This is a genomic window from Micromonospora sp. NPDC002411 (assembly GCF_053592955.1).
In genome coordinates this window covers 30,930-50,731 of record NZ_JBSFBM010000008.1, presented here as the reverse complement: position 1 = coordinate 50,731, position 19,802 = coordinate 30,930, and the positions used below count along the sequence as shown (strand labels likewise).

General features: G+C 70.3%; 18 protein-coding genes. 8 read left to right on the top strand and 10 right to left on the bottom strand.

The features are described 5' to 3' along the window. Positions 1-397 precede the first annotated feature (397 nt). Positions 398-1,804: a sensor histidine kinase gene (locus tag ACWCO3_RS02405; RefSeq protein ID WP_450008083.1), complete on the bottom strand. Its 1,407-nt coding sequence runs from the start codon at positions 1,802-1,804 to the stop codon at positions 398-400. Positions 1,805-1,878: 74 nt separating this feature from the next. Then, entirely contained in the window at positions 1,879-2,535 is a 657-nt protein-coding gene (locus tag ACWCO3_RS02400; protein WP_145784768.1) for a response regulator transcription factor, read from the bottom strand. Between the two features lie 95 nt (positions 2,536-2,630). Between ACWCO3_RS02400 and ACWCO3_RS02395 the strand changes: the two genes are divergently transcribed. Further along, a complete protein-coding gene (locus ACWCO3_RS02395; protein WP_145784769.1) occupies positions 2,631-3,794 on the top strand; it encodes a LolA family protein in 1,164 nt (387 codons plus the stop codon). A 58-nt stretch (positions 3,795-3,852) separates the two neighbouring features. Here the strand turns inward: ACWCO3_RS02395 and ACWCO3_RS02390 are convergent, their stop codons facing one another. After that, positions 3,853-4,488, bottom strand: coding sequence for an SGNH/GDSL hydrolase family protein (locus ACWCO3_RS02390; RefSeq protein WP_450008076.1), 636 nt, complete (start codon positions 4,486-4,488; stop codon positions 3,853-3,855). A 146-nt stretch (positions 4,489-4,634) separates the two neighbouring features. On the opposite strand from ACWCO3_RS02390, the gene ACWCO3_RS02385 reads away from it, so the two are divergent. Continuing rightward, positions 4,635-6,926, top strand: a complete 2,292-nt coding sequence (locus ACWCO3_RS02385) for a HelD family protein (RefSeq protein WP_450008074.1) — start codon at positions 4,635-4,637, stop codon at positions 6,924-6,926. Between the two features lie 54 nt (positions 6,927-6,980). Here ACWCO3_RS02385 and ACWCO3_RS02380 read toward each other — a convergent pair whose 3' ends face one another. Continuing rightward, positions 6,981-7,400 carry a hypothetical protein gene (locus ACWCO3_RS02380; RefSeq protein WP_145784772.1) on the bottom strand — a complete coding sequence of 140 codons (420 nt, stop codon included), beginning with the start codon at positions 7,398-7,400 and terminating at the stop codon, positions 6,981-6,983. Between the two features lie 193 nt (positions 7,401-7,593). Between ACWCO3_RS02380 and ACWCO3_RS02375 the strand changes: the two genes are divergently transcribed. Beyond that, positions 7,594-9,636 (top strand): glycerophosphodiester phosphodiesterase family protein, encoded by a 2,043-nt coding sequence (locus ACWCO3_RS02375; protein ID WP_450008072.1) that lies wholly within the window; start codon positions 7,594-7,596, stop codon positions 9,634-9,636. Positions 9,637-9,815: 179 nt separating this feature from the next. Beyond that, positions 9,816-10,193, top strand: a complete 378-nt coding sequence (locus tag ACWCO3_RS02370; RefSeq protein ID WP_145784774.1) for a hypothetical protein — start codon at positions 9,816-9,818, stop codon at positions 10,191-10,193. Between the two features lie 68 nt (positions 10,194-10,261). Here ACWCO3_RS02370 and ACWCO3_RS02365 read toward each other — a convergent pair whose 3' ends face one another. The 4 genes from ACWCO3_RS02365 to ACWCO3_RS02350 all read right to left on the bottom strand — a co-directional run bounded on the left by ACWCO3_RS02365 (position 10,262) and on the right by ACWCO3_RS02350 (position 13,753). Continuing rightward, positions 10,262-11,212 carry a sporulation protein gene (locus tag ACWCO3_RS02365; protein WP_145784775.1) on the bottom strand — a complete coding sequence of 317 codons (951 nt, stop codon included), beginning with the start codon at positions 11,210-11,212 and terminating at the stop codon, positions 10,262-10,264. A gap of 252 nt (positions 11,213-11,464) precedes the next feature. Further along, positions 11,465-12,541 (bottom strand): HEAT repeat domain-containing protein, encoded by a 1,077-nt coding sequence (locus ACWCO3_RS02360; protein WP_450008069.1) that lies wholly within the window; start codon positions 12,539-12,541, stop codon positions 11,465-11,467. Positions 12,542-12,665: 124 nt separating this feature from the next. Next, the gene (locus ACWCO3_RS02355; RefSeq protein ID WP_450008068.1) at positions 12,666-12,887 is read right to left on the bottom strand and encodes a DUF397 domain-containing protein; all 222 of its coding nucleotides are present in this window, start codon (positions 12,885-12,887) and stop codon (positions 12,666-12,668) included. Further along, complete coding sequence (locus ACWCO3_RS02350; RefSeq protein ID WP_450008067.1) at positions 12,884-13,753, bottom strand: helix-turn-helix domain-containing protein; 870 nt, start codon at positions 13,751-13,753, stop codon at positions 12,884-12,886. Before ACWCO3_RS02350 ends, ACWCO3_RS02355 begins: the two co-directional genes overlap by 4 nt. Positions 13,754-14,084: 331 nt before the next feature. Between ACWCO3_RS02350 and ACWCO3_RS02345 the strand changes: the two genes are divergently transcribed. From ACWCO3_RS02345 to ACWCO3_RS02335, 3 genes are all read left to right on the top strand, one after another. Beyond that, positions 14,085-14,342, top strand: a complete 258-nt coding sequence (locus ACWCO3_RS02345; protein ID WP_145784779.1) for a DivIVA domain-containing protein — start codon at positions 14,085-14,087, stop codon at positions 14,340-14,342. 98 nt (positions 14,343-14,440) lie between these two features. Beyond that, a complete protein-coding gene (locus tag ACWCO3_RS02340) occupies positions 14,441-14,677 on the top strand; it encodes a hypothetical protein (RefSeq protein ID WP_358163237.1) in 237 nt (78 codons plus the stop codon). 23 nt (positions 14,678-14,700) lie between these two features. Further along, complete coding sequence (locus ACWCO3_RS02335) at positions 14,701-15,222, top strand: hypothetical protein (protein ID WP_145784780.1); 522 nt, start codon at positions 14,701-14,703, stop codon at positions 15,220-15,222. A gap of 155 nt (positions 15,223-15,377) precedes the next feature. Here ACWCO3_RS02335 and ACWCO3_RS02330 read toward each other — a convergent pair whose 3' ends face one another. Both ACWCO3_RS02330 and ACWCO3_RS02325 read right to left on the bottom strand, forming a co-directional pair. Beyond that, on the bottom strand, positions 15,378-16,154 hold the full coding sequence (locus ACWCO3_RS02330; RefSeq protein WP_450008065.1) for a DeoR/GlpR family DNA-binding transcription regulator: 777 nt from the start codon (positions 16,152-16,154) through the stop codon (positions 15,378-15,380). A 1-nt stretch (position 16,155) separates the two neighbouring features. Further along, entirely contained in the window at positions 16,156-18,174 is a 2,019-nt protein-coding gene (locus ACWCO3_RS02325) for a beta-galactosidase (protein WP_145784782.1), read from the bottom strand. A 284-nt stretch (positions 18,175-18,458) separates the two neighbouring features. On the opposite strand from ACWCO3_RS02325, the gene ACWCO3_RS02320 reads away from it, so the two are divergent. Further along, complete coding sequence (locus ACWCO3_RS02320) at positions 18,459-19,787, top strand: ABC transporter substrate-binding protein (protein WP_450008062.1); 1,329 nt, start codon at positions 18,459-18,461, stop codon at positions 19,785-19,787. Positions 19,788-19,802 lie beyond the last annotated feature (15 nt).

Here is a 19,802-nt window from a genome sequence, read left to right as displayed (position 1 = left end):
GGCCTGCCCGACCGCCGCCCCGCAGATCGTTTGGAGGAGCGAGATGGAGCTGACCGAGCCGACCGTCTGGAGCACCGACCGGTTGGAGCTGGGCACCAGCCGGCCCTGCCAGCGACGCCCTGCCAGCTGCGCCCTGCGACCACACCCTGCCGCCCTCACGCAGCGTGGCGCGCCTGCCGACGAACACGCGGTCACACCCAGTAGCATCCAGCGCACCCCATCGCACGCCTCAACCCGCCTTTGCTGTGCTTACCAATACGCACCACCAGGCCTGATCAGGTGAAACGTCGCGACGGGTGTTGCGGCAGACGCGCGGCGAGCATCACACTAAGTAGCTGTCGCATCCGTGGGTGCACAGCAAAGGGTCGTCGGCGGGTGGATGGGGGGTCCGCTGCCGTCACGGACTGTCAATGTCGTCGCGGCCCGTCCGATTTGGCCCACGGCTGTCCTCGGTGGCTACCGCCGGCAGCAGCAGGCGCACCCGCAGGCCGCGCTGCTCGGGCCCGTCGGTCAGGGCGATGCTGCCGCCCGCACGTCGCACCAACTCCCGGACGATGGCCAGCCCCAGGCCGGCGCCCCCGTCGTCGCGGGCCCGTCCGTCGTCCAGGCGGGTGAACCGATCGAAGACCCGTTCCCGGTCCGCGACCGGGATCCCCGGCCCGTCGTCGGTCACCGTCACCAGGTGGTACGCCCCGACGCCCGGCCCGACCACGGGCCCCGCCGTCGAGGTCGCCTCGGTCGCGAGCACGACAGCGCTGTCCGCGTGCCGGACCGCGTTGTCGACCAGGTTGGCCAGCACACGACGCAGCTCGTCGGCGTTGCCGGTCGTCCACAGCGGGCCGGGCGGCGACTCCACCCGGACCGGTGGCGACGGGTAGCGAGCGGCGACCTCGGCCAGCAGCGCTCCCAGCTCCACCGGGCCGACCCCTCGGCTCGGAGGCGCTTCGTCCAGGCGGGCCAGCAGCAGGAGGTCGTCGACCAGCCGACTCAACCGGTCGGTGTCGGCGAGCAGGTTGGCGGTCACCGCCGTCCAGTCCGTCCGGTCGGCGAGGCGCTCGGCCACCTCCAACTCGGTCCGGATGTTGGTCAACGGACTGCGCAGCTCGTGTGCGGCGTCGGAGACGAACGCCCGCTGACGGATCCGGGCGGATTCCAGCCGGTCCAGCATGCCGTTGAGGGTGACCGCCAACCGGTGGATCTCGTCGGCGGAGGCGGGCACCGGCAACCGGCCGGCGCCGGCCCGTCCGGTGATCTCCTCCGCGCCTCGGCGCAGCGCCTCGACCGGCCGCAGAGTCGCGCCGACCACCCGCCAGGCCACCGCGGCCAGCACCGCCACCAGCAGCGGGAACGCCACCAGCAGGATGGTCCGGACCACGTGGGTGCTGTGCCGCACGTCGGCCATCGAGCGGGCTACCAGCACGGTGAGCGGGTCCGCCGCGGTGCCGACGGGTACGGCGACCACCCGGACCGGACCGGCCAGCCCGACCCGCTCCGCCGGCACCTCCAGTCGCTGCCGACGGTCGTGGTCCAGCCGTTCCGGGCGCACCATCGGCACCAGCCGGTCGGCGTCGATCGAGGCGGCCCTGATCCGCCCCTGCGCGTCGACGACCTGGACCCGCACCTGACCGCCGGCCACCGGCAGCGGGTCGGGTAGCGCGTCCTCGGCGGCGAGCAGAGCGACTGCGTCGGCGGTCCGGAACGCCTCGGTGTCGACAGTTCGCTGGAGCACGAAGCCGAGCGCGCCGAGCAGCACCACCCCGCCCAGGGCGAGCCCGACCGTGAGGCCGAGCACTCCGAGCGCCATGAGACGGCCCCGCAGACCGAGCACCGGCATCCAGCGGTTCCCCGCCCGGCGGCCACCCGCCGGGCCGTCCGCGGTCACGTCGCCAGCCGGTAGCCGGCACCCCGGATCGTCTCCAGCCGATCGCGGCCGAGCTTGCGGCGCAGGTAGCCGATGTACACCTCGACGGCGTTCGGCGCGGTCTCCACGCTCGCGTCCCAGACGTGGTCCAGCAACTCGGTCTTGGACACGACCTGGCCGGGTCGGCGCATCAGGTAGTCCAGCAGCGCGAACTCCCGCCCGGTCAGGGCCACCTCGGCGTCAGCCCGGGTCACCTGTCGACGGGCCGGGTCCAGTCGCAGGTCACCGACGGCCAGCACCGTCGGACGTTCCGGCGCGCCCCGACGCAGCAGCGCCCGCAGCCGGGCCAGCAGCACCACGTACGAGAAGGGTTTGGTCAGGTAGTCGTCGGCGCCGCAGTCGAGGCCATCGGCCTGGTCGTACTCGCCGTCCTTGGCGGAGAGCATCAGCACCGGCAACCAGTGCTGCTCCGCCCGCAGCCGTCGGACCAGCTCGTAGCCGGAAAGGCCGGGCAACATCACGTCGAGGATCATCGCGTCGTAGCCGCCGTGCCGGGCCGCGTCCAGGCCGGCCGGGCCGGTCCCCGCCACGTCCACCGCGAACCCCTCGGCCTGCAGGCCACGTTGCAGGGCGGCCGCCAACCGGGCCTCGTCCTCCACCACCAGCAAGCGCACCACCCAAGAGTGCCACCCGGGTCAATCGTGACGGTCCGGCTTCCTCAGCACGCTCACAGGACCAAGAGGGCAGGATGTACGCAGGAGGTGTCACCATGTCCGTCCTGAGGAGCCGTCCCGTCCTTCGTTGGCTGGTCCCGGCCACCGCAGCCGTCGCCGTCATCGGCGGTGGCGCGGCGGTCGGTACGTTCGCCGCCGAAGCCGAGCCGAGCCTGCCACCACGCACCGCGGCCCAACTCCTGGTCGACCTGCAGACCTCCCGGCTGGAGGGATTGTCCGGGACCGTCGTGCAGCGCGCCGACCTCGGCCTGCCGCCCCTCGTCGGTCTGGTCCCCGGCAACGAGCTGACCACCATGCTGACCGGCACGCACACCCTCAGGGTCTGGTACTCCGGCCCAGATCAGCAGCGGGTCGCACTGCTGGACACCCTGGGCGAACAGGACGTGATCCGCAACGGCCGGGACCTGTGGACCTGGCAGAGCCGCACCAACACCGCCACCCACCGCACCCTGGGCGGGGACGTCGGGGCCGGGAAACCGGCTCCCGAGGCGGCAGCCAACCTCCCGGCAACCCCGCAGCAGGCCGCCGACCTGGCGTTGGGAGCGGTCGACCCGAGCACCGAGGTCAGCGTCGGCCGGTCGGCCACCGTCGCCGGCCAAAACGCGTACGAGTTGGTGCTCCAACCGCGGGACCGGGCATCACTGGTGCACCAGTTGCGGATCGCCATCGACGCCAAGCGGCACGTGCCGCTGCGCTTCGAGGTGCTCGCGAAGGGCAGTGACCGGCCGGCGTTCGAGGTGGCCTTCACCGAGGTCGACTACCGTCGCCCGGACGCCGACCAGTTCACCTTCAACCCGCCGCCCGGCGTGACGGTCACCGAGGAGAAGGCCGAGGCGCCGACCGCCGGCAAGCCGGGTCACGCCGTACCGCCGACGGCCGGCAAGCCCGGTCACGCCGACCCGGCGGGCGACCCGAAGGTCCGCGCGGTGGGCTCCGGCTGGACGACAGTGCTGGTCGCCCGCCTCGACGGGTCACTCGCGGATGGGAAGGCCCCGGCGAAGCCGGCGGCGCCGGCCGCTGGCTCGGTGCCGGACGTGGACGTCTCGAAGTTCCTCGGCGGGCTGACAGCCGTCAACGGGGACTGGGGCAGCGGCCGGCTCCTCACCAGCAAGCTGTTCAGCGTGCTGCTCACCGACGACGGCCGGGTGCTCGCCGGCGCTGTCACTCCGGAGCGGCTGTACGAGGCCGCCCGCAGCTGATCCTGCGGTGTCAACGCCGGGTCGACCTGACGGTCGGCCCGGCGTTCCGCTGCCCGGGTCAGGAGGCGGTGGTCGCGCCGAGGGCGTCGAGGTAGGCGTCGGCGAGGACCGCGTGGCCGGGCAGGTGAGGGTGTACGCGGTCGTCGGCCCAGCGCTTCGCCGGGCTCACCGCCAACACCCGGTCGAACGCCGCCTGGTTGGCCACGTGCACCGCGTCGAACTCGGCGGCCAGCCTGGCCACCACCGCCGCGTACCGGTCGGTGTCGGCGCGCTGCGGGTCGTTGCGGTCGGCCTCGATGAGGAACGGGTCGCCGAGGATCAACCGGCAGCCGGTGGCGGCAACCGCCCGACGCAGCAGGTCGCGCAGGGTGCCTTGGTACTCGTCGATGGCGACGGCCTGGTCCGGCCGGTCGGTGTAGCGCCGCCAGATGTCGTTGATGCCGATCAGCACCGCGAGCCAGTCGGGGCGTTCGGCGATGGCGTCGTCATCCCAGCGGGCGGCCAGGTCCCGTACGGTGTCGCCGTTCACACCCCGGTTGACCCATTCCAGCCGCAGCTCGGGGTGCCGTGCGTCGACCAGGGCACGCACGAGGCTGACATAGCCGCTTCCATAGGGCGCGGCGTTGTCGCGTCGACCACAATCGGTGATGCTGTCGCCGATGAAGACCACCCGTTGACCGGTCCGCAGGATCATCCGCCGCCACCTCGCGATCACCGGCGCGCCAGCCCGACCGGCTTGGTGAGAACCGGCGGGACGCGCTATCTTCAACAGTTCGAGGGCACAAAAAAGAACGGCTAAAAGCCGTTCCTGCAAAGGATTCTAATCTTTAGGGAGACGGCTTGTCAAGGCACTCCGGCGGTTCCGGCGAATTGCCGCTCGACGACGAGATCGGTCGCGAGCAGGAGTACGTCTCGATGCTCTACGACCGGCTGGACGGGTTGCGTGAGCAGGCCGCCGACCGGCTCACCGCCGAGCTGCGCAACACCGGCGGGACCCTCCAGGACCGCTCGCAGCGCGACAGCTCAGTAGCGATGTACGCCGATCAGGTCGAACAGTTCTCCGCCGTGGAGAACGGGCTGTGCTTCGGCCGTCTCGACGGTGACGACGACTCCCGCCACTACATCGGCAGGATCGGCATTTTCGACACCAGTGGCGACTACGACCCGCTGCTGATGGACTGGCGGGCACCCGCCGCCCGCCCGTTCTACCTCGCCACCGCCGCCAACCCGCAGGGCGTACGCCGACGCCGGCACCTGCGCACCCGGCAGCGCAAGGTGACCGGGATCAACGACGAGGTGCTCGACATCGATACCGCCTCCCCCGGTGGCCACGAGGAGCTGACCGGTGAGGCTTCACTGCTCGCCGCGCTCAACGCGGGTCGCACCGGCCGGATGCGCGACATCGTCGAGACCATCCAGGCCGAACAGGACGAGATCATCCGCGCGGAACTGCCCGGCGTGATGGTCGTCCAGGGTGGGCCGGGCACCGGCAAGACCGCCGTCGCGCTGCACCGGGCGGCGTACCTGCTCTACACGCACCGCCGGGAACTCTCCAGCCGGGGTGTGCTGCTGGTCGGCCCGAACGCGACCTTCCTGCGCTACATCTCCCAGGTGCTGCCGACGCTGGCCGAGACCGGCGTGCTGCTGCGTACCCAGGGTGATCTCTTTCCGGGTGTGAGCGCCCAACGCTCCGAGCCCGCCGAGACGGCCGCGCTGAAGGGCCGGGCGGTGCTGGCCGAGGTGCTGGCGCTGGCCGTGCGGGACCGGCAGTGGGTGCCGGACGAGCCGCTGGAGATCGAGGTCGAGCGGGAGACGCTGACCCTGGACCCGGAGACGGTGCGTACCGCCCGGGACCGGGTACGCCGGACCGACCGGCCGCACAACCTGGCCCGTGCGCTGTTCGACGTGGAGATCGTGCACGCGCTCGCCGAGCAGGTGGCTGAACGGATCGGCGCCGACCCGTTGGGCGGGGACAACCTCCTCGACGAGGCGGACCGGGCCGAGATCCGGCGGGAGCTGCGGGAGGAGTCGGAGATCCAGGCCGCGCTCGACCGGCTGTGGCCGGTGCTGACCCCGCAGCGGCTGCTCGCCGATTTGTACGCCGACCCGGACCGGATCGCCGCCGCCGCGCCGATGCTGACCGACGACGAGCGCGCGCTGCTGCGGCGCGAGCCGGGTGGCTGGACGCCGGCCGACGTACCGCTGCTGGACGAGGCCGCCGAACTGCTCGGCGAGGACGAACGGGCCGCCGCCGCCCGACGGGACCGCATCCGCATGATGGAACGGGAGTACGCCGAGGGTGTGCTGGAGATCGCCCGGGGTTCCCGCTCGATCGACGTCGAGGACGAGGCCGAGGGCGGTGAGATCCTCGGCGTGACCGACCTGATCGACGCGGACCGGCTGCTGGAGCGGCAGGAGGAGGCCGACCGTCTGACCACCGCGCAGCGGGCCGCCGCCGACCGGACCTGGGCGTTCGGGCACGTGATCGTGGACGAGGCGCAGGAGCTGTCGCCGATGGCCTGGCGGTTGCTGATGCGCCGCTGCCCCAGCCGGTCGATGACGATCGTCGGTGATGTCGCGCAGACCGGCGCGCTCAGCGGTACGCCCTCCTGGGCGGACGCCCTCGCCCCGTACGTCGCGCAGCGGTGGCGGTTGACCGAGTTGACGGTCAGCTACCGCACGCCCGCCGAGATCATGGCGGTCGCCGCCGACGTGTTGGCCGAGATCGACCCGGCGCTGCGTCCGCCGCGCTCGGTGCGCGAGAGCGGCGTACCCCCGTGGGACCGGACGGTGCCCGACGAGCAGTTGGCGGCCGAACTGGTCGCCGAAGCCACCCGCGAGGCCGCCGGGCTGACCGACGGTCGGCTCGGCGTGCTCGTGCCGGCCGGACGGGTGGGCGAGTTGGGCTCGGCCGTCACCGCCGCCCTGCCGGAGGCCGCCGTCGGCGAGCATCCGGAGTTGGAGAGCCGGGTGGTGGTGTTGACCGTCGCGCAGGCCAAGGGGCTGGAGTTCGACTCGGTGCTGGTCGTCGACCCGGACCGGATGGTGGCCGAGTCACCCCGGGGCCGCAGCGACCTGTACGTGGCCCTGACCCGCGCCACCCAACGCCTGGGCGTCCTGCGCCCCAACTGACCGGGTACGCGCTGCCCCCGTCGACGGGTCCGTCGTCGGGGGCAGCCCGGCCGGTCAGTCCGGGGATCGGTCCTGGATGGACTTCGCTGGGCCGGTCGCCGACGTGGACTGGTCGCTGGTGCCGCCGCCCCTCGGCGTGCTCAGGCCACCTGTGGTGGCGTCGCCGGTGGTCGTCGGGGCCACCTTGCCCGGGTGCCGCTCGGGCTGGCGGGCCACCCGGCGTACGCTCGCCGGCCCGGCGGTGCCACCGGTGGTGGTCACCGCGCCCTGACCGCCGACCGGGCCGCCGTCGCGCAACACCTGCGGGTCGATCCGTTCCTGCGCCGGGTCGAGTGGGTCGTCGCGCTGGATCTGGCTCTCCACATCGGTGCGGGGCACTGTCACCTCGTCGAGGGCGCCCTTGCCGTACACACCGCCGGCGATCCGGTCCTCGGCCTCGCGGGCGGCGTTCTGCCGCATGTCGTCCTCACGCACGTCCATCACCTCGCAGAAGCTGTGGAACTGACTGCGTGCCCGGCCACCGGCCGGCCAAACCCGGCGCGACCGGCAAGGGTCGTCCACGGCGGTTCACCGGTACGCCGTCCACTGGCCGCCTTCCCGCCGCGCGAGATGTCCATGCTGTCCGGCGACCGGTGGGAGATGCCCGCCGGCAGGAGGGGATGACAGCGTGCGCACAGTACGCCGTACCGCCGTCGCGGCCCTGGTGGCCGCGACGGTGACGACCGGGTTCGCGGTGCCCGCCCAGGCGAAGCCGCGACCGGACCGGACATTCGACGTGCAGGCCCACCGGGGCGGCCTCGGGCTGCGGGTGGAGAACACCCTCGCCTCCTTCGGCAACGCCCTCCAGTTCGGGGTGACCACCCTCGAACTGGACGTGCAGATCACCGAGGACGGTCAGGCCGTCGTCACCCACGACCGGAAGATCAGCGGCGCCAAGTGCGTCGACACCACAGCGGTGACGCCCGGTGACGCGGAGTTCCCGTACGTCGGGAAGTACATCAACACGCTCACCCTCGCACAGGTGCGCACGTTGGACTGCGGGTCGAAGACCCTCGCGGACAAGCCGGGGCAGGTCGCCGCCCCGGGCGCCCGGATGCCGTTGCTGCGTGAGGTCTTCGCGCTGGTCAACCGCTACCGGGCGAAGGACGTGAAGCTCAACGTCGAGACCAAGGTCGAGGCCGGAGCGCCCACCGAGACCGCGCCCCGCGAGCAGTTCGTCCGGGTCACCGCGGCCGAGATCCGCGCCGCCGGGCTGCTCAAGCAGGTCACCATCCAGAGCTTCGACTGGGGCGCGTTGATGCGCATGCGCCAGGTCGAGCCGAAGCTGCCGCTGGTCGCCCTGACCAACTACGACTTCCTCCAGACCGGCAAGCCCGGTGCCTCGCCGTGGCTGGGCGGGCTGGACATCGACGACTTCGGCGGCGACCCGATCGCGGCGATCCGTAGCTTCGGCGCCAGCGCCTTCTCGCCGGTGCACGGCATGCCGCAGAACGGCACGGTCACCGACCCTGGCTACCAGCCGTACGTCACCAGGGAGATGGTCGCCCAGGCGCACCGCTACGGGATCAAGGTGATCCCGTGGACCGTCGACGACGTGCCGACCATGGCCAAGCTCATCGACGACGGCGTGGACGGCATCATCACCGACTACCCGGACCGGCTGCGCGGCCTGCTGGCGCAGCGCGGCTACCGGCTGCCGAAGGCGTACGCGTCGCCGTTCGACATCCAGGCGCACCGGGGCGGCCGGGCCACCCGGCCGGAGAACACCCTGCCGGCGTTCGCTAACGCGCTGTCCAACCGGGCCATCTCGACGCTGGAACTGGACACCGGCGTGACCGCCGACGGCAAGCTCGTGGTGCTGCACGACCGCACTGTCAACGGGTCGCACTGCGTCGACACCAAGCCGGTGCGCCGCGGTGACCGCATGTTCCCGTACGTGGGCAAGCCGGTGCACGAACTGACCCTCGCCCAGCTCAAGACCGTCGACTGCGGCACGAAGACGCTGCCGGAACTGCCCGCGCAGGTGCCCGCACCGGGTGCCCGGATCCCGACCCTGGACGAGGTTTTCGCCCTGGTGAAGGCCAGTGGCCGCAGTGACATCGGGATGAACATCGAGACGAAGATCAGCCCGGTGGTGGACGACACCGAGCCGTACCGCAGCTTCACCCGCAAGCTGGTCGACGCGATCCAGCGCGCCGGCTTCACCAACCGGGCCACCATCCAGTCGTTCGACTGGCGCACCATCACCTACGCCCGCCAGCTCGACCGGCGGATCGGCACTGTCGCGCTGGTCTGGCAGTACGGGCCGGCCGAGTGCGCGACAGTCGCCGACGAGTGCTCGTTGCAGGCCGCGTACGGCGACCCGTCGGTGAAGAGCCCGTGGACCGGTGGGCTGGACTGGTGGAAGTACCAGGACCTGGGCAAGCTGACCCGGGCCGCCGGCGCCGGCACGGTGTCGGCCAACTGGCAGGTGCACGACCCGAAGCAGGGCACCGTCGCCTCGGCGGACTGGTACCTGCGGGAGAACCCGGCATACTTCCACGGACCGGACGTCCGGACCCTCCAGACGCGGGACGACCTGAAGGTGATCCCGTACACCGTGGATGACGCCACGGTGATGCAGCGGGTCATCGACCTCGGCGTCGACGGCATCATCACCGACGACCCGGACCTGTTGGTGAGCGTGGCCATCCGCAACGGCCTGCGCTGACCCGCTCGACACCCGGTCGCCGGCCGGTTTTTTTCCGGCCGGCGATCGGTGTTACCTGCTCCCGGGCCTCGGGTAGTCGGGGGTTGTCCCCGCCACGAAAGCGAACCGTGCCGTGGCCGAAACGCGGTAGCGGGGCGAGGGAAGGCAGGTACGACTCATCGCATCCTGAGGAGGACCAGATGAGCACGCAGGCTGCTTCCACCCGGCCGATGAACCGGCCCATGAACGACCCGCAGAACCCCGCTCAGATGCGGGACATGCAGACCCAGCAGATGCCGGTGATGCATGACGGGCGCCGCAACGACATGCAGGCACCCGGTACGGAGACCAAGCAGGCGTTCAAGACCACCGAGTTCTGGATCTACCTGATCGCGGTGGCCGCCGTACTGGGCGCGTCGCAGGTCGTCGGGCAGAACTCGGCTGGCGTGGACATCTTCCGGGCTGACAACGCCTGGTTCCTGATCACCCTGCTGACGTTGGGCTACCTCGGTAGCCGAGGCCTGGCCAAGGCCGGCAGCAACCACCGCAGCAGCGAGGAGCGTAAGGCCCGGCACTAACCGGTCCGCAGCTCACAGTGGCCTCCGGGAGACTCTCCCGGAGGCCACTGTCGTCGTATCTGGACCGACTACTCGTCGCCGCCGAAGTCGCCGAAGTCGCCCTCGAACGCGTCCTCGATCATCTCGCCGGCGATCATGCCGCCGGCCACGCCGAGGGCCGCGCCGGCCACCATGCCGCCCATGCCCATGCCACCCCGGCCGTGGCCGTGACCGTGACTCGGGCCGTACTGCGAGCGGAGGCTGCCGTAGCGGGACGTGGTCTCGCGCAGCCAACCGTCGACGACCTGCGCCCAGTCGACCCGGTCGACGTCGGCGTGCGACACCTGGTAACGGCCGAACGCGTCGTGCCCGGCGCTGAGGAAGCCGCCACGCTTGTCGCACTCCAGGATGACCTCGACGCCGTACTGGCTGGTCACGAAGGTCAGCTCGACCTCACGGATCGTGTTCGCGTACTGCGGGGAGGCGAAGAACTCGATCTCCTGGTAGAACGGCAGCGTCTGCTGCACGCCCCGAATGTGACCGCGCTCCAGGTCGGCGCTCTTGAACCGGAAACCGAGGCGCTGAAACGCCTCCAGGATCCGCTCGTGCACCGGCAGCGGGTGCACCGCCACGTGGTCCAGGTCGCCCTTGTCGACAGCGCGGGCGATGGCCAGCTCGGTCCGCAGACCCATCGTCATGCCGTGCAGGCGCTGCCCGTACACGTCGGTGATCGGGGTCTCCCACGGAATCGGCAGCTGGAACGGGATCGACAGCTGCTGCTTCGGGGCGAGCTGCAACGGGCCGCTGACCACCATACGGTGGAACTCCATCGTGCCCGCGTACTCGGCGTCGTGTCCTTCGACCTCGACCCGGGTGACCAGGCCGATCACCACCTGCTCGATGGCTGCCTCGGCATCGCCACCGACGAGGTTGACCTGCCCGTCGAGGGTCAGGCCGGGCCGGGTGTTGGGGTTGGTCAGCACGGTGTCCACGCTGGGACCGCCCACGCCGAACGCGCTCAACATCTTCTTGAAGACCATCGGAACTCCTGTGCGACAGCCGACCGATCCAGGATGGAGTCGGACGTTCACTCACCGCGCACCCTATCCAGCACCCCTGTGAGATGGCTGTGAAGTGCGCGGGGCGGGCCTCGCGCGCCAGCGCTGAGCCCCGCGCCGCGCGGGGCCTCCCGCCGCGCGGGGCCTCGCGCGCCGGATCGCCGATGTGGCGGTATCCGTCGCACGGGACACCGCCACATCGGCGAAATGGAGTGGATCATCGTCGGGCACGGCTCACGCCGGGGTGACGTCCGCGATCACCAGGTCGGCCGCACGCTCGGGGTCGTTCCCGGCTCGCCTGAGCAACCCGTCGACCCACCAGTGGCCGGACAGGTCCGCTCCGTCGGTGACGTCGAGGTAGAGGCCGAGATCGCACCGCGCACCGAAGACCGTGATCTCCAGGTCGGGTCGTTGCCGGTGCACGGCCTCCAGAAGCAACCACGCCGACTCGTCACGCTGGGCGCGCAGCAGCGGGTCGCACTCGCGCAGCGCCTCGGCGACAGCGTCCACGCCAGGATCGAAGCCGTCCAGCAGTGGCAACAGCGACGGGTCGCCCAGGTACGCGGCGGCCCGGAAGGTGAGCGTGTGGACCTCGTCCTGCGCGAGCAGGTCGCGTACCAGGGGAAGAGCCCGGGGGTCCCGCCGCCGCGCCAAACCCCGCGCGCCCTCCGCGCGTACCGCCGGGCGGGTGTCCTGGGTACGGTCCCACAGCGCCTGCCGGACGGCTCCCCCATCGGCGGTGCTCACGAAACCCAGGCCGAACGTGGCCCACTCCCGGACCTGCGGATCGGAGTCGGTGCACAGGTCGATCAACACCGCCTCGCCGGCCGCCACCGGCGGATCGTCGAGCACCGCCGGCACCGCCACCGCGACCTGGAAACGCACGTCAGAGTCCGGGCTGCCCGCGAGGGCCACCAGGGTCGGCAGGGCTCGGGCGTCGAAGGTGTCGCCGAGTGCGCGCGCGATCGACCAGTGCACCTCGGGGTCGGACTCGTGCGCCGCCAACCGGATCAGGGCGGTCGCGACCTCTTCGCGTACGTCCATGTGCAGGCTGCTCGTCGCGCCAAGCAGGTCGCAGGCCGCCGCGCGAACCACACGGTCGGGATCCGAGAGTTTGCCGACAGCCAGCCCGACGGCCTCCGCGCCCGAGTCGGCGGCGCGGCGAATCAGGTCGGACCCGTCGTCGGAGTCGCCCGACGGCGGCGCGGCGCAGGCCGGGGTGGCGCCGTCGTCGGAGTCGCCCGACTCGACGACGCCACGCAGCCGCTGCACCGCCTGGTCGAACAACTCCGCCACCTCGTGCGACTTCACCGCCGGATGGTGCCACACCAGATGATCGACGGCTGGGCCGTTATCGCCCTGATCAACTCGGGTTCCTGAAAACCGCGGTGTCCGAGCGACCGGGACACCCCGGTTTTCCAGGAAGCCGAGTCGATCAGGGTTGGGTGGGGGCGAATGCGCCGTCCTTCACCCCGGCGACGAACGCGGTCCATCGATCGGCGCTGTAGACGAGTGTGGCCGCCGCGCGATCCTTGCTGTCGCGCACCGCCACCCGACCAGACCCATCCAGCACCGGCCCCGCTTCGACGCAGCTACCGCCGTTGCTGTTGCTTCGCGTGCTGATGTGCCAGGCCACCACCGGCAAGGCATCGCTCATGGCAGTTCCTCCGTGATCTTGGAGATCAGCACGGCCGTTTCGCGCTGGTCGAGCGCAACATCTCGGAGCCGATGGTACGCAAGGGCGTAGCGTTTCGACTTCGGAGATTCCATGAAGCGGCGCCCGCCCAGAGTCTCGGCATAGGCGACCTCCGGATAAGGCTTGGGCATCCGGAAGAGGACGAAGGAGCCGTCCAGGCCGGCGTGCAGGCCAACCTTCGACCGCAACACGCGAAGGTCGATGTTGGGTCTTTGGATCAGGCCACCCAGGTGTTGGAGTTGCGCGCGCATCACGGCAGGACGGCCCACCGGTCGGCGAAGAACGCTTTCGTCGATGATCGCGGCAACACGGACGACAGGCTCTCGGCTCAGCACACGTTGGCGATCAAGCCTCAGTTGCAGCCACTTGGCGACTGAGAAATCTGTCGCCTGCTCCCCCTCGGCGTTGCGGATAACTGCCTCTGCATAGCCAGGCGTCTGCAACAGGCCCGGCATGAGAAAGGCATCCCAGGAAGAAATCTGCTCAGCTCGCGTCTCCAGCCAGGGAAAGTCGATGAAAGAGGCATCCACCAACTCGTCATAGTCGTCGTCCCACCGGTCGGTCCGCCAGGCATCCTCGGCGAGCTGGATGAAGCGGTTCCGCTCACGCCCGTCGTGCTCGCCGTACAGATCGAGGAGGGACACCACGACTCCACGCCGAAACGGCCATTCGGCGCGCTCCCACCGAGCGATGGACGAGAAATCGCGCTCCAAGAACTCCGCTGCCTGCTTGAGGGTGATGCCGCGTCGCTCTCGCAGCTGTCGCATCTGCTGACCGAGCCACTGTGCGCGCAGTGTCTGAACGATCGCCTCACGTCTGGCGGGCATAGTTTCCCTCTCCTCGCGAACCCTCATGACGAACTTTGTTGGTGTCGTTGCACCAATGCCGAAGCCACTGGAAACGTGGCCTGCGGGTGAGGGTGATCGCCGGCCCCCGGGAAAGCCCGGTGCTAACACGGCAACCGCGGCTGTGCCAACAGCCGAGAAGGTGACGAGAGGCGGCTTCGCGAGTGGCAGTCGCATACCGGCTCTCGTCGGGTCTCAACTGGAGCGTCGGGATCAATCCCGGCTCCGAACCGACTTGACGAATAACTACCACGGGAAAGGGCGCTTGCGCGACCCTGACCCGCCCGCCGATTCACGACGCGCGAGGTGACGAATGACCCGAGGCACGCTCTACGACGGCACGCGGCTGGCGCGACTGCACCCGAGTCAGGTGCGCGACCGACAGTTCTCCACCGTCGGCTTCGGCCGCCGGGGTCTCGACCCCCGGGAGGTACGGCGGTTCCTGCACCGTGTCGCGTTGGAGCTGGCGACGCTGCACCACGATGTCGCCCGGCTCAGCGAGGAGAACGCGCGGATCAAGCGGGCGCTGCGCGACTGGCAGAGCGCCTGGTCCGAGCGGCGTCAGGCATGAGCCCGGGGTGGGAGCACCAGTACAGCGGGCTCTTCACGCCGCTGCCGCGTTTCGCCGTCGAGGCGTACACCGAAACGGCGGAGCCGACGCCCCGGTACGTGATTCATTTGCCGGTGGTGGTCGCCGACCTGGCCGGGGCCTTGAGCCTGGCCCGGACGCTTGCTCCCGCGCTGGCCTCGATGCCGCAGGTCGACGTCGGCGGCAGCACCGTCTCGGCCGAGGACGCGCAGCACGTACGACATTGGGTGTTCTGCGACCGGGTCATGCCCGACCGCCGCCGGTGCGCGCGGCGGGCCGACCACGACGACGCCTGCTCGCCTGTCGACGATCCCTAGATCAACATCTACCCTCGTGGACGATGAAGACGGGGAGACGGCGACGCGCGGCCGTGCTCGGTGCGGTGGTCGTGCTGCTGGCGGTGGTCGGCTGCGTCACGGCAGTGGTGGTCGAGACGCGCGGATGCCAGGAGCAACGACAGGCCGACGAGGCGAAGGTCCGCGTCAGCCGCTGGGGGTCGCCGGAGGACCTCCCGCATATCGGTGAGTATTCGGAGATCCACTGGCAGGCGCGCGCCCTGGGCAACCCGTGTTCCCTGGTTCCGGGCCCGACCGACTGGGAGTACCAGGGCGTTGCCGTCCTGCGCCCGCAGGACGCACGCACGTTGGCCGAGCAGTTCGAGTTCGTGCCGTTCTCCGCCGACAAGCCGGCTGAGTTGCTGCACTCACGCACGCCTGCGGACGCCTGGCCGGGCCTCGTACCGTTCCTCCCGGCCGAGTCCCGGTGGCTGCACAGCCAGGCCTACGACGAGACGCTCCCGTCGTCTGGCGGACGGGTGGTGTTCCTGGACGTGGAACACCAGACACTGCTGTTCATGCTCTGAGCCACGCCTTCAGCGAGGTCGCCGCCGGTCGCGCGCCAGATCGCCGATGTGGCGGTATCCGTCGCGCGGGATACCGCCACATCGGCGACATGGAGTCGATCAACCGTGCGTGGCTCAGGCCGGACCGAGTCGATCAAGGCCCCAACGTCGGGCGGCTAATCGACCTCCACGACGACCAGTTCGCCGACCTGTTCGCCGATCGTGGCGCGGGCCTCGGCCGGCAGCCCGGCGTCGGCGATCAGGACATCGGCGGCTTCGAGTGGGGCGATGGTGGCGATCCCGATGGTCTCCCACTTGGTGTGGTCGGCGAGCACCACGAGCCTGCGGGCGGCACCGATCAGGCATCGGTTGACCCCGGCCTCCAGCAGGTTCGGGGTGGTGAACCCGGTGCGCGGGCTGAGGCCGTGCACGCCGAGGAAGAGCAGGTCGACGTTGAGCGCGCTGATCGCCGCCTCGGCGACCGGCCCGGTCAACGCGTCCGACGGGGTGCGGATGCCGCCGGTCAACACGACTGTCTGATCGGCGCGCGGGTTCTGGTAGAGCGCGTCGGCCACCGGGATCGAGTTGGTCACCACGGTCAGTCCGCGTACGTCGGAGAGCAGCGTCGCCAGCGCGGCGGTGGTGGTGCCGGCGGAGAGCGCGATGGCCATCCCCGGCTCCACCATCCGCGCGGCCCGCTCGGCGATGGCACGCTTCTCCGCCTGCTGCCGGATCGACTTGGCCGCGAAGCCGGGCTCCTCGGCGGAACCCGGCCCGGCGAGCGTCGCGCCGCCGTGCACCTTGTCCACCAGGCCGCGCTCGGCCAGCACCTCGAGGTCGCGTCGGATGGTCATGTCGGAAACGCCGAACCGGCTGACGAGCTGACTCACCCGCACACCACCGCGTTGGCGGATCAGATCGAGGATGGCGGTCTGCCGCTGCTGGGCGAGCAACTCAGGGAACCTCCTTCACAGCGGAGGTATCGGCCCGGTCCTCTCGGACGACTGCCACCTCACCGGCCGGCACCGTCAGCTCACCGGCACACGGTGTGCCGGTCAACAACTCGACGCCGGTCGCCGGGAGCCGTACCTCCGCGTCGGTGTGGTTGAGGACGAACAGCCAGGTGCGCTCGCCGTCGCGTCGGCGTACCACTTCCACACCCGTCGGCGCCGGCGCGGCCGGTCGGACGCCGGCCTCGTCGACGAGCCGGGCGACCAGCCGGTCGGTGGCCGGCTCGTCCAGGCGGGTGCCGACGTACCAGGCGGCACCGTCGCCCACCGGGTGCCGGGTCAGCGCCGGCACACCCGGCAAGGGCCCATCGGTGTACGACGCCAGCACCTCCGCGCCCTCGGTGTGCAGCCATTCGGTCCACACGTCGGCGGTGCTCCCGTCGTCCAGTCGGACCTGCTCGCCCTCGCGCAGCGGGAAGAACTCCTCGGTCCGTACGCCGAGCAGTTCCCGGAACGCGCCGGGGTAGCCGCCCAGCCGGATGTGGTCGTTGGCGTCCACGATGCCGCTGAAGTAGGTGACGGCCGCGATCCCGCCGCCCTCGACGTAGCGGCGCAGGGCCTCGACGTCGGCGTCCCGGACCAGGTAGAGGGTCGGTGCCAGGACCAGCCGGTAGCCGCTGAGGTCGGTCGACGGGTGCACGATGTCGGCGGTCACGCCGGCCCGCCACAGTGCGCCGTACAGGGCGTTGAGTCGGTCGGCGTAGGTCACGTCGACGCTGGGGTGCGAATCCAACTCGACCCCCCACCATGCCTCCCAGTCGAACAGGATCGCCACGTCGGCGTCCACCCGACTGCCGCGTACCTCGGCGAGGGCCTTGAGGTCCGCGCCGAGCCGACAGACCTCGCGGAACACCTTGGTGTCCGGCCCGGCGTGCGGCACCAGCGCGGAGTGGAACTTCTCGGCGCCGGCCCGGGAGGCGCGCCACTGGAAGAACAGCACCCCGTCCGCGCCACGGGCGACGTGGGCCAGGCTGTTGCGGCGCAGTTGGCCGGGCAGCTTGGCCACGTTGCGCGGCTGCCAGTTGACGGCGCTGGTGGAGTGCTCCATGAGCAACCACGGCTCGCCGTCGGCGACGCCCCGCGTGTGGTCGGCGGCGAGCGCCAGCCCGAGGTGCCCCTGCGGGTCGGCCGCGTTCAGGTAGTGGTCGTTGGACACCAGGTCCACGTCGTGCGCCCAGGAGTGGTAGTCCATGTGCTTCACGCCCAGGCCGATCATGAAGTTGGTCGTGACCGGCTGGCGGACCAGTGTCCTCAGCACCTCGCGTTCGGCGCGCAGTTGGGCGCGCTGTTCGTCGGAGGAGAAGCGCAGGAAATCCAACTGCTGCGTGGGGTTGGCGAAGGTCGGGGCGGTGCGCGGAGGGTTGATCTCGGCCCAGTCGCCGTAGCGCTGGCTCCAGAACGCGGTGCCCCAGGCGTCGTTGAGCCGGCCCAGGTCGCCGTAGCGCTCCCGCAGCCAACCGCGGAACGCCTCGGCGCTGACGTCGCAGTAGCAGTGCACGTTGTGGCAGCCCAGCTCGTTGGAGACGTGCCACATCACCACGGCGGGGTGCTCGGCGTACCGGCCGGCGACCGCCCGTACCAACTCCAGCGACCGCTCCCGGAAGACCGGGGAGCTGGGGCAGTACGCCTGTCGGCCACCCGGCCAGAGGATCGCGCCGTCGGCGCGGCGGGGCAGCGTCTCCGGGTGTGCGCGGGCCAGCCAGGGCGGCGGGCTGGCGGTGGCGGTGGCCAGGTCGACCTGGATGCCGCCGTCGTGCAGCAGGTCCAGCACCCGGTCCAGCCAACCGAACTCGAACCGGCCCGGCGTGGGTTCCAACAGCGCCCAGGAGAAGATGCCGACGGAGACCAGGTTGACGCCGGCCCGGCGCATCAACTCGACGTCTTCCGACCAGGTCTGCTCGGGCCACTGCTCGGGGTTGTAGTCGCCGCCGAAATAGATGCCGTCACCCTGCCATCGCCGCATGACAGCTGAGGGTGCACCGGGTGGAGCACGCAAGTCAACAGGTTCCAACATCGACTTTCTTTCCAACGTTTACCTCGTAACGGCCATGTCACGACTGGGTTATCAGAGGCGAACACCCCTCTTGACAGTGGCCTGCGGACGGGTAGCTTGATGCCCCAATGGCCGTTCGTGTTCGCCAATGTGGATTCTCGGTGGATCCCGATGTGTGATCGCGACGACGCATTCGCCTTCACCACCCCCTGATGGCCCTTGGACTAGCACCTCTTCATCCGCAGGAGGCACAGATGTCCCGTCCCCAATCCCAGGCCGAGTACCTGGCTCGGCTCGTACCGCCCTCCGTCGCCGGCATCAACCGACGCTCGCTGCTGGCCGGCGCGGCCGGCACGGGAGCGCTGCTCGGCACCGGTCTGCTCGCCGGCTGCGGCGACGACTCCGGCTCCGACGGGTCCTCGAAGGACGTGTCGCTGGGCTCGAACCAGTCCGACCCGAAGCCCAAGGACGTCCTGGTCAAGGTCACCGACGGGTTCAAGACCTCGTCCGGGGTCCAGGTTGGAATCAACACGGTCGACCACAACACGTTCCAGGAGAACATCAACAACTACCTCCAGGGCAAGCCGGACGACGTGTTCACCTGGTTCGCCGGCTACCGGATGCGCTTCTTCGCCCAGAAGGGCCTGGCCAGCGACATCAGCGACGTGTGGAGCAAGCTCTCCGGCTACTCCGACGCGTTCAAGAAGGCGTCCACCGGCGACGACGGCAAGCAGTACTTCGTCCCGGCGACGTACTACCCGTGGGCGGTCTTTTACCGCAAGTCGGTCTGGCAGCAGTACGGCTACCAGGTGCCGAAGACCATCACCGACTTCACCAACCTCGGTGCGCAGATGAAGAAGGACGGGCTGATCCCGATCGCCTTCGCCGACAAGGACGGCTGGCCGGCGATGGGCACCTTCGACATCCTCAACCTGCGGATCAACGGCTACCAGTTCCACATCGACTTGATGGCTGGCAAGGAGGCCTGGACCTCCGACAAGGTCAAGAAGGTCTTCGACACCTGGGCCGGCCTGCTCCCGCTGCACCAGCCGGACAGCCTCGGGCGCACCTGGCAGGAAGCCGCCCAGTCGTTGCAGCAGAAGAAGAGCGGCATGTACCTGCTCGGTCTCTTCGTCGGCCAGCAGTTCAGCAACGAGGAGCAGGACGACCTCGACTTCTTCACCTTCCCGGAGATCGACCCGTCGATCGGCGCCAAGGCGCTGGACGCCCCGATCGACGGCTACATGATGGCCCGCAAGCCGAAGAACGAGGACAACGCGCGCAAGCTGCTGGAGTACTTCGGCGGCAAGGAGTCCGCGGACATCACGTTGAAGAACGACCCGGCCATCCTCGTCGCCAACAGCGGCGCGAACGTCGGCGGCTACACCGCGCTGCAGAAGAAGGCAGCCGAGCTGGTCGGGTCGGCCACCGAGATCGCCCAGTTCCTCGACCGGGACACCCGGCCGGACTTCGCCTCCACGGTGATCATTCCGGCGATCCAGCAGTTCATCAAGAACCCGAAGGACATCAACGGGCTCACCTCGTCCATCGAGAACCAGAAGAAGTCGATCTTCACTGACTGACGGCGGAAAGGGGAG

Excerpts from the sequence above, each read along its gene's own strand:
- ACWCO3_RS02405 (WP_450008083.1), bottom strand. The coding sequence starts at position 1,804 with ATGGCGCTCGGAGTGCTCGGCCTCACGGTCGGGCTCGCCCTGGGCGGG.
- ACWCO3_RS02395 (WP_145784769.1), top strand. The coding sequence starts at position 2,631 with ATGTCCGTCCTGAGGAGCCGTCCCGTCCTTCGTTGGCTGGTCCCGGCC.
- ACWCO3_RS02390 (WP_450008076.1), bottom strand. The coding sequence starts at position 4,488 with ATGATCCTGCGGACCGGTCAACGGGTGGTCTTCATCGGCGACAGCATC.
- ACWCO3_RS02370 (WP_145784774.1), top strand. The coding sequence starts at position 9,816 with ATGAGCACGCAGGCTGCTTCCACCCGGCCGATGAACCGGCCCATGAAC.
- ACWCO3_RS02365 (WP_145784775.1), bottom strand. The coding sequence starts at position 11,212 with ATGGTCTTCAAGAAGATGTTGAGCGCGTTCGGCGTGGGCGGTCCCAGC.
- ACWCO3_RS02355 (WP_450008068.1), bottom strand. The coding sequence starts at position 12,887 with ATGAGCGATGCCTTGCCGGTGGTGGCCTGGCACATCAGCACGCGAAGC.
- ACWCO3_RS02350 (WP_450008067.1), bottom strand. The coding sequence starts at position 13,753 with ATGCCCGCCAGACGTGAGGCGATCGTTCAGACACTGCGCGCACAGTGG.
- ACWCO3_RS02345 (WP_145784779.1), top strand. The coding sequence starts at position 14,085 with ATGACCCGAGGCACGCTCTACGACGGCACGCGGCTGGCGCGACTGCAC.
- ACWCO3_RS02335 (WP_145784780.1), top strand. The coding sequence starts at position 14,701 with ATGAAGACGGGGAGACGGCGACGCGCGGCCGTGCTCGGTGCGGTGGTC.
- ACWCO3_RS02325 (WP_145784782.1), bottom strand. The coding sequence starts at position 18,174 with ATGCGGCGATGGCAGGGTGACGGCATCTATTTCGGCGGCGACTACAAC.
- ACWCO3_RS02320 (WP_450008062.1), top strand. The coding sequence starts at position 18,459 with ATGTCCCGTCCCCAATCCCAGGCCGAGTACCTGGCTCGGCTCGTACCG.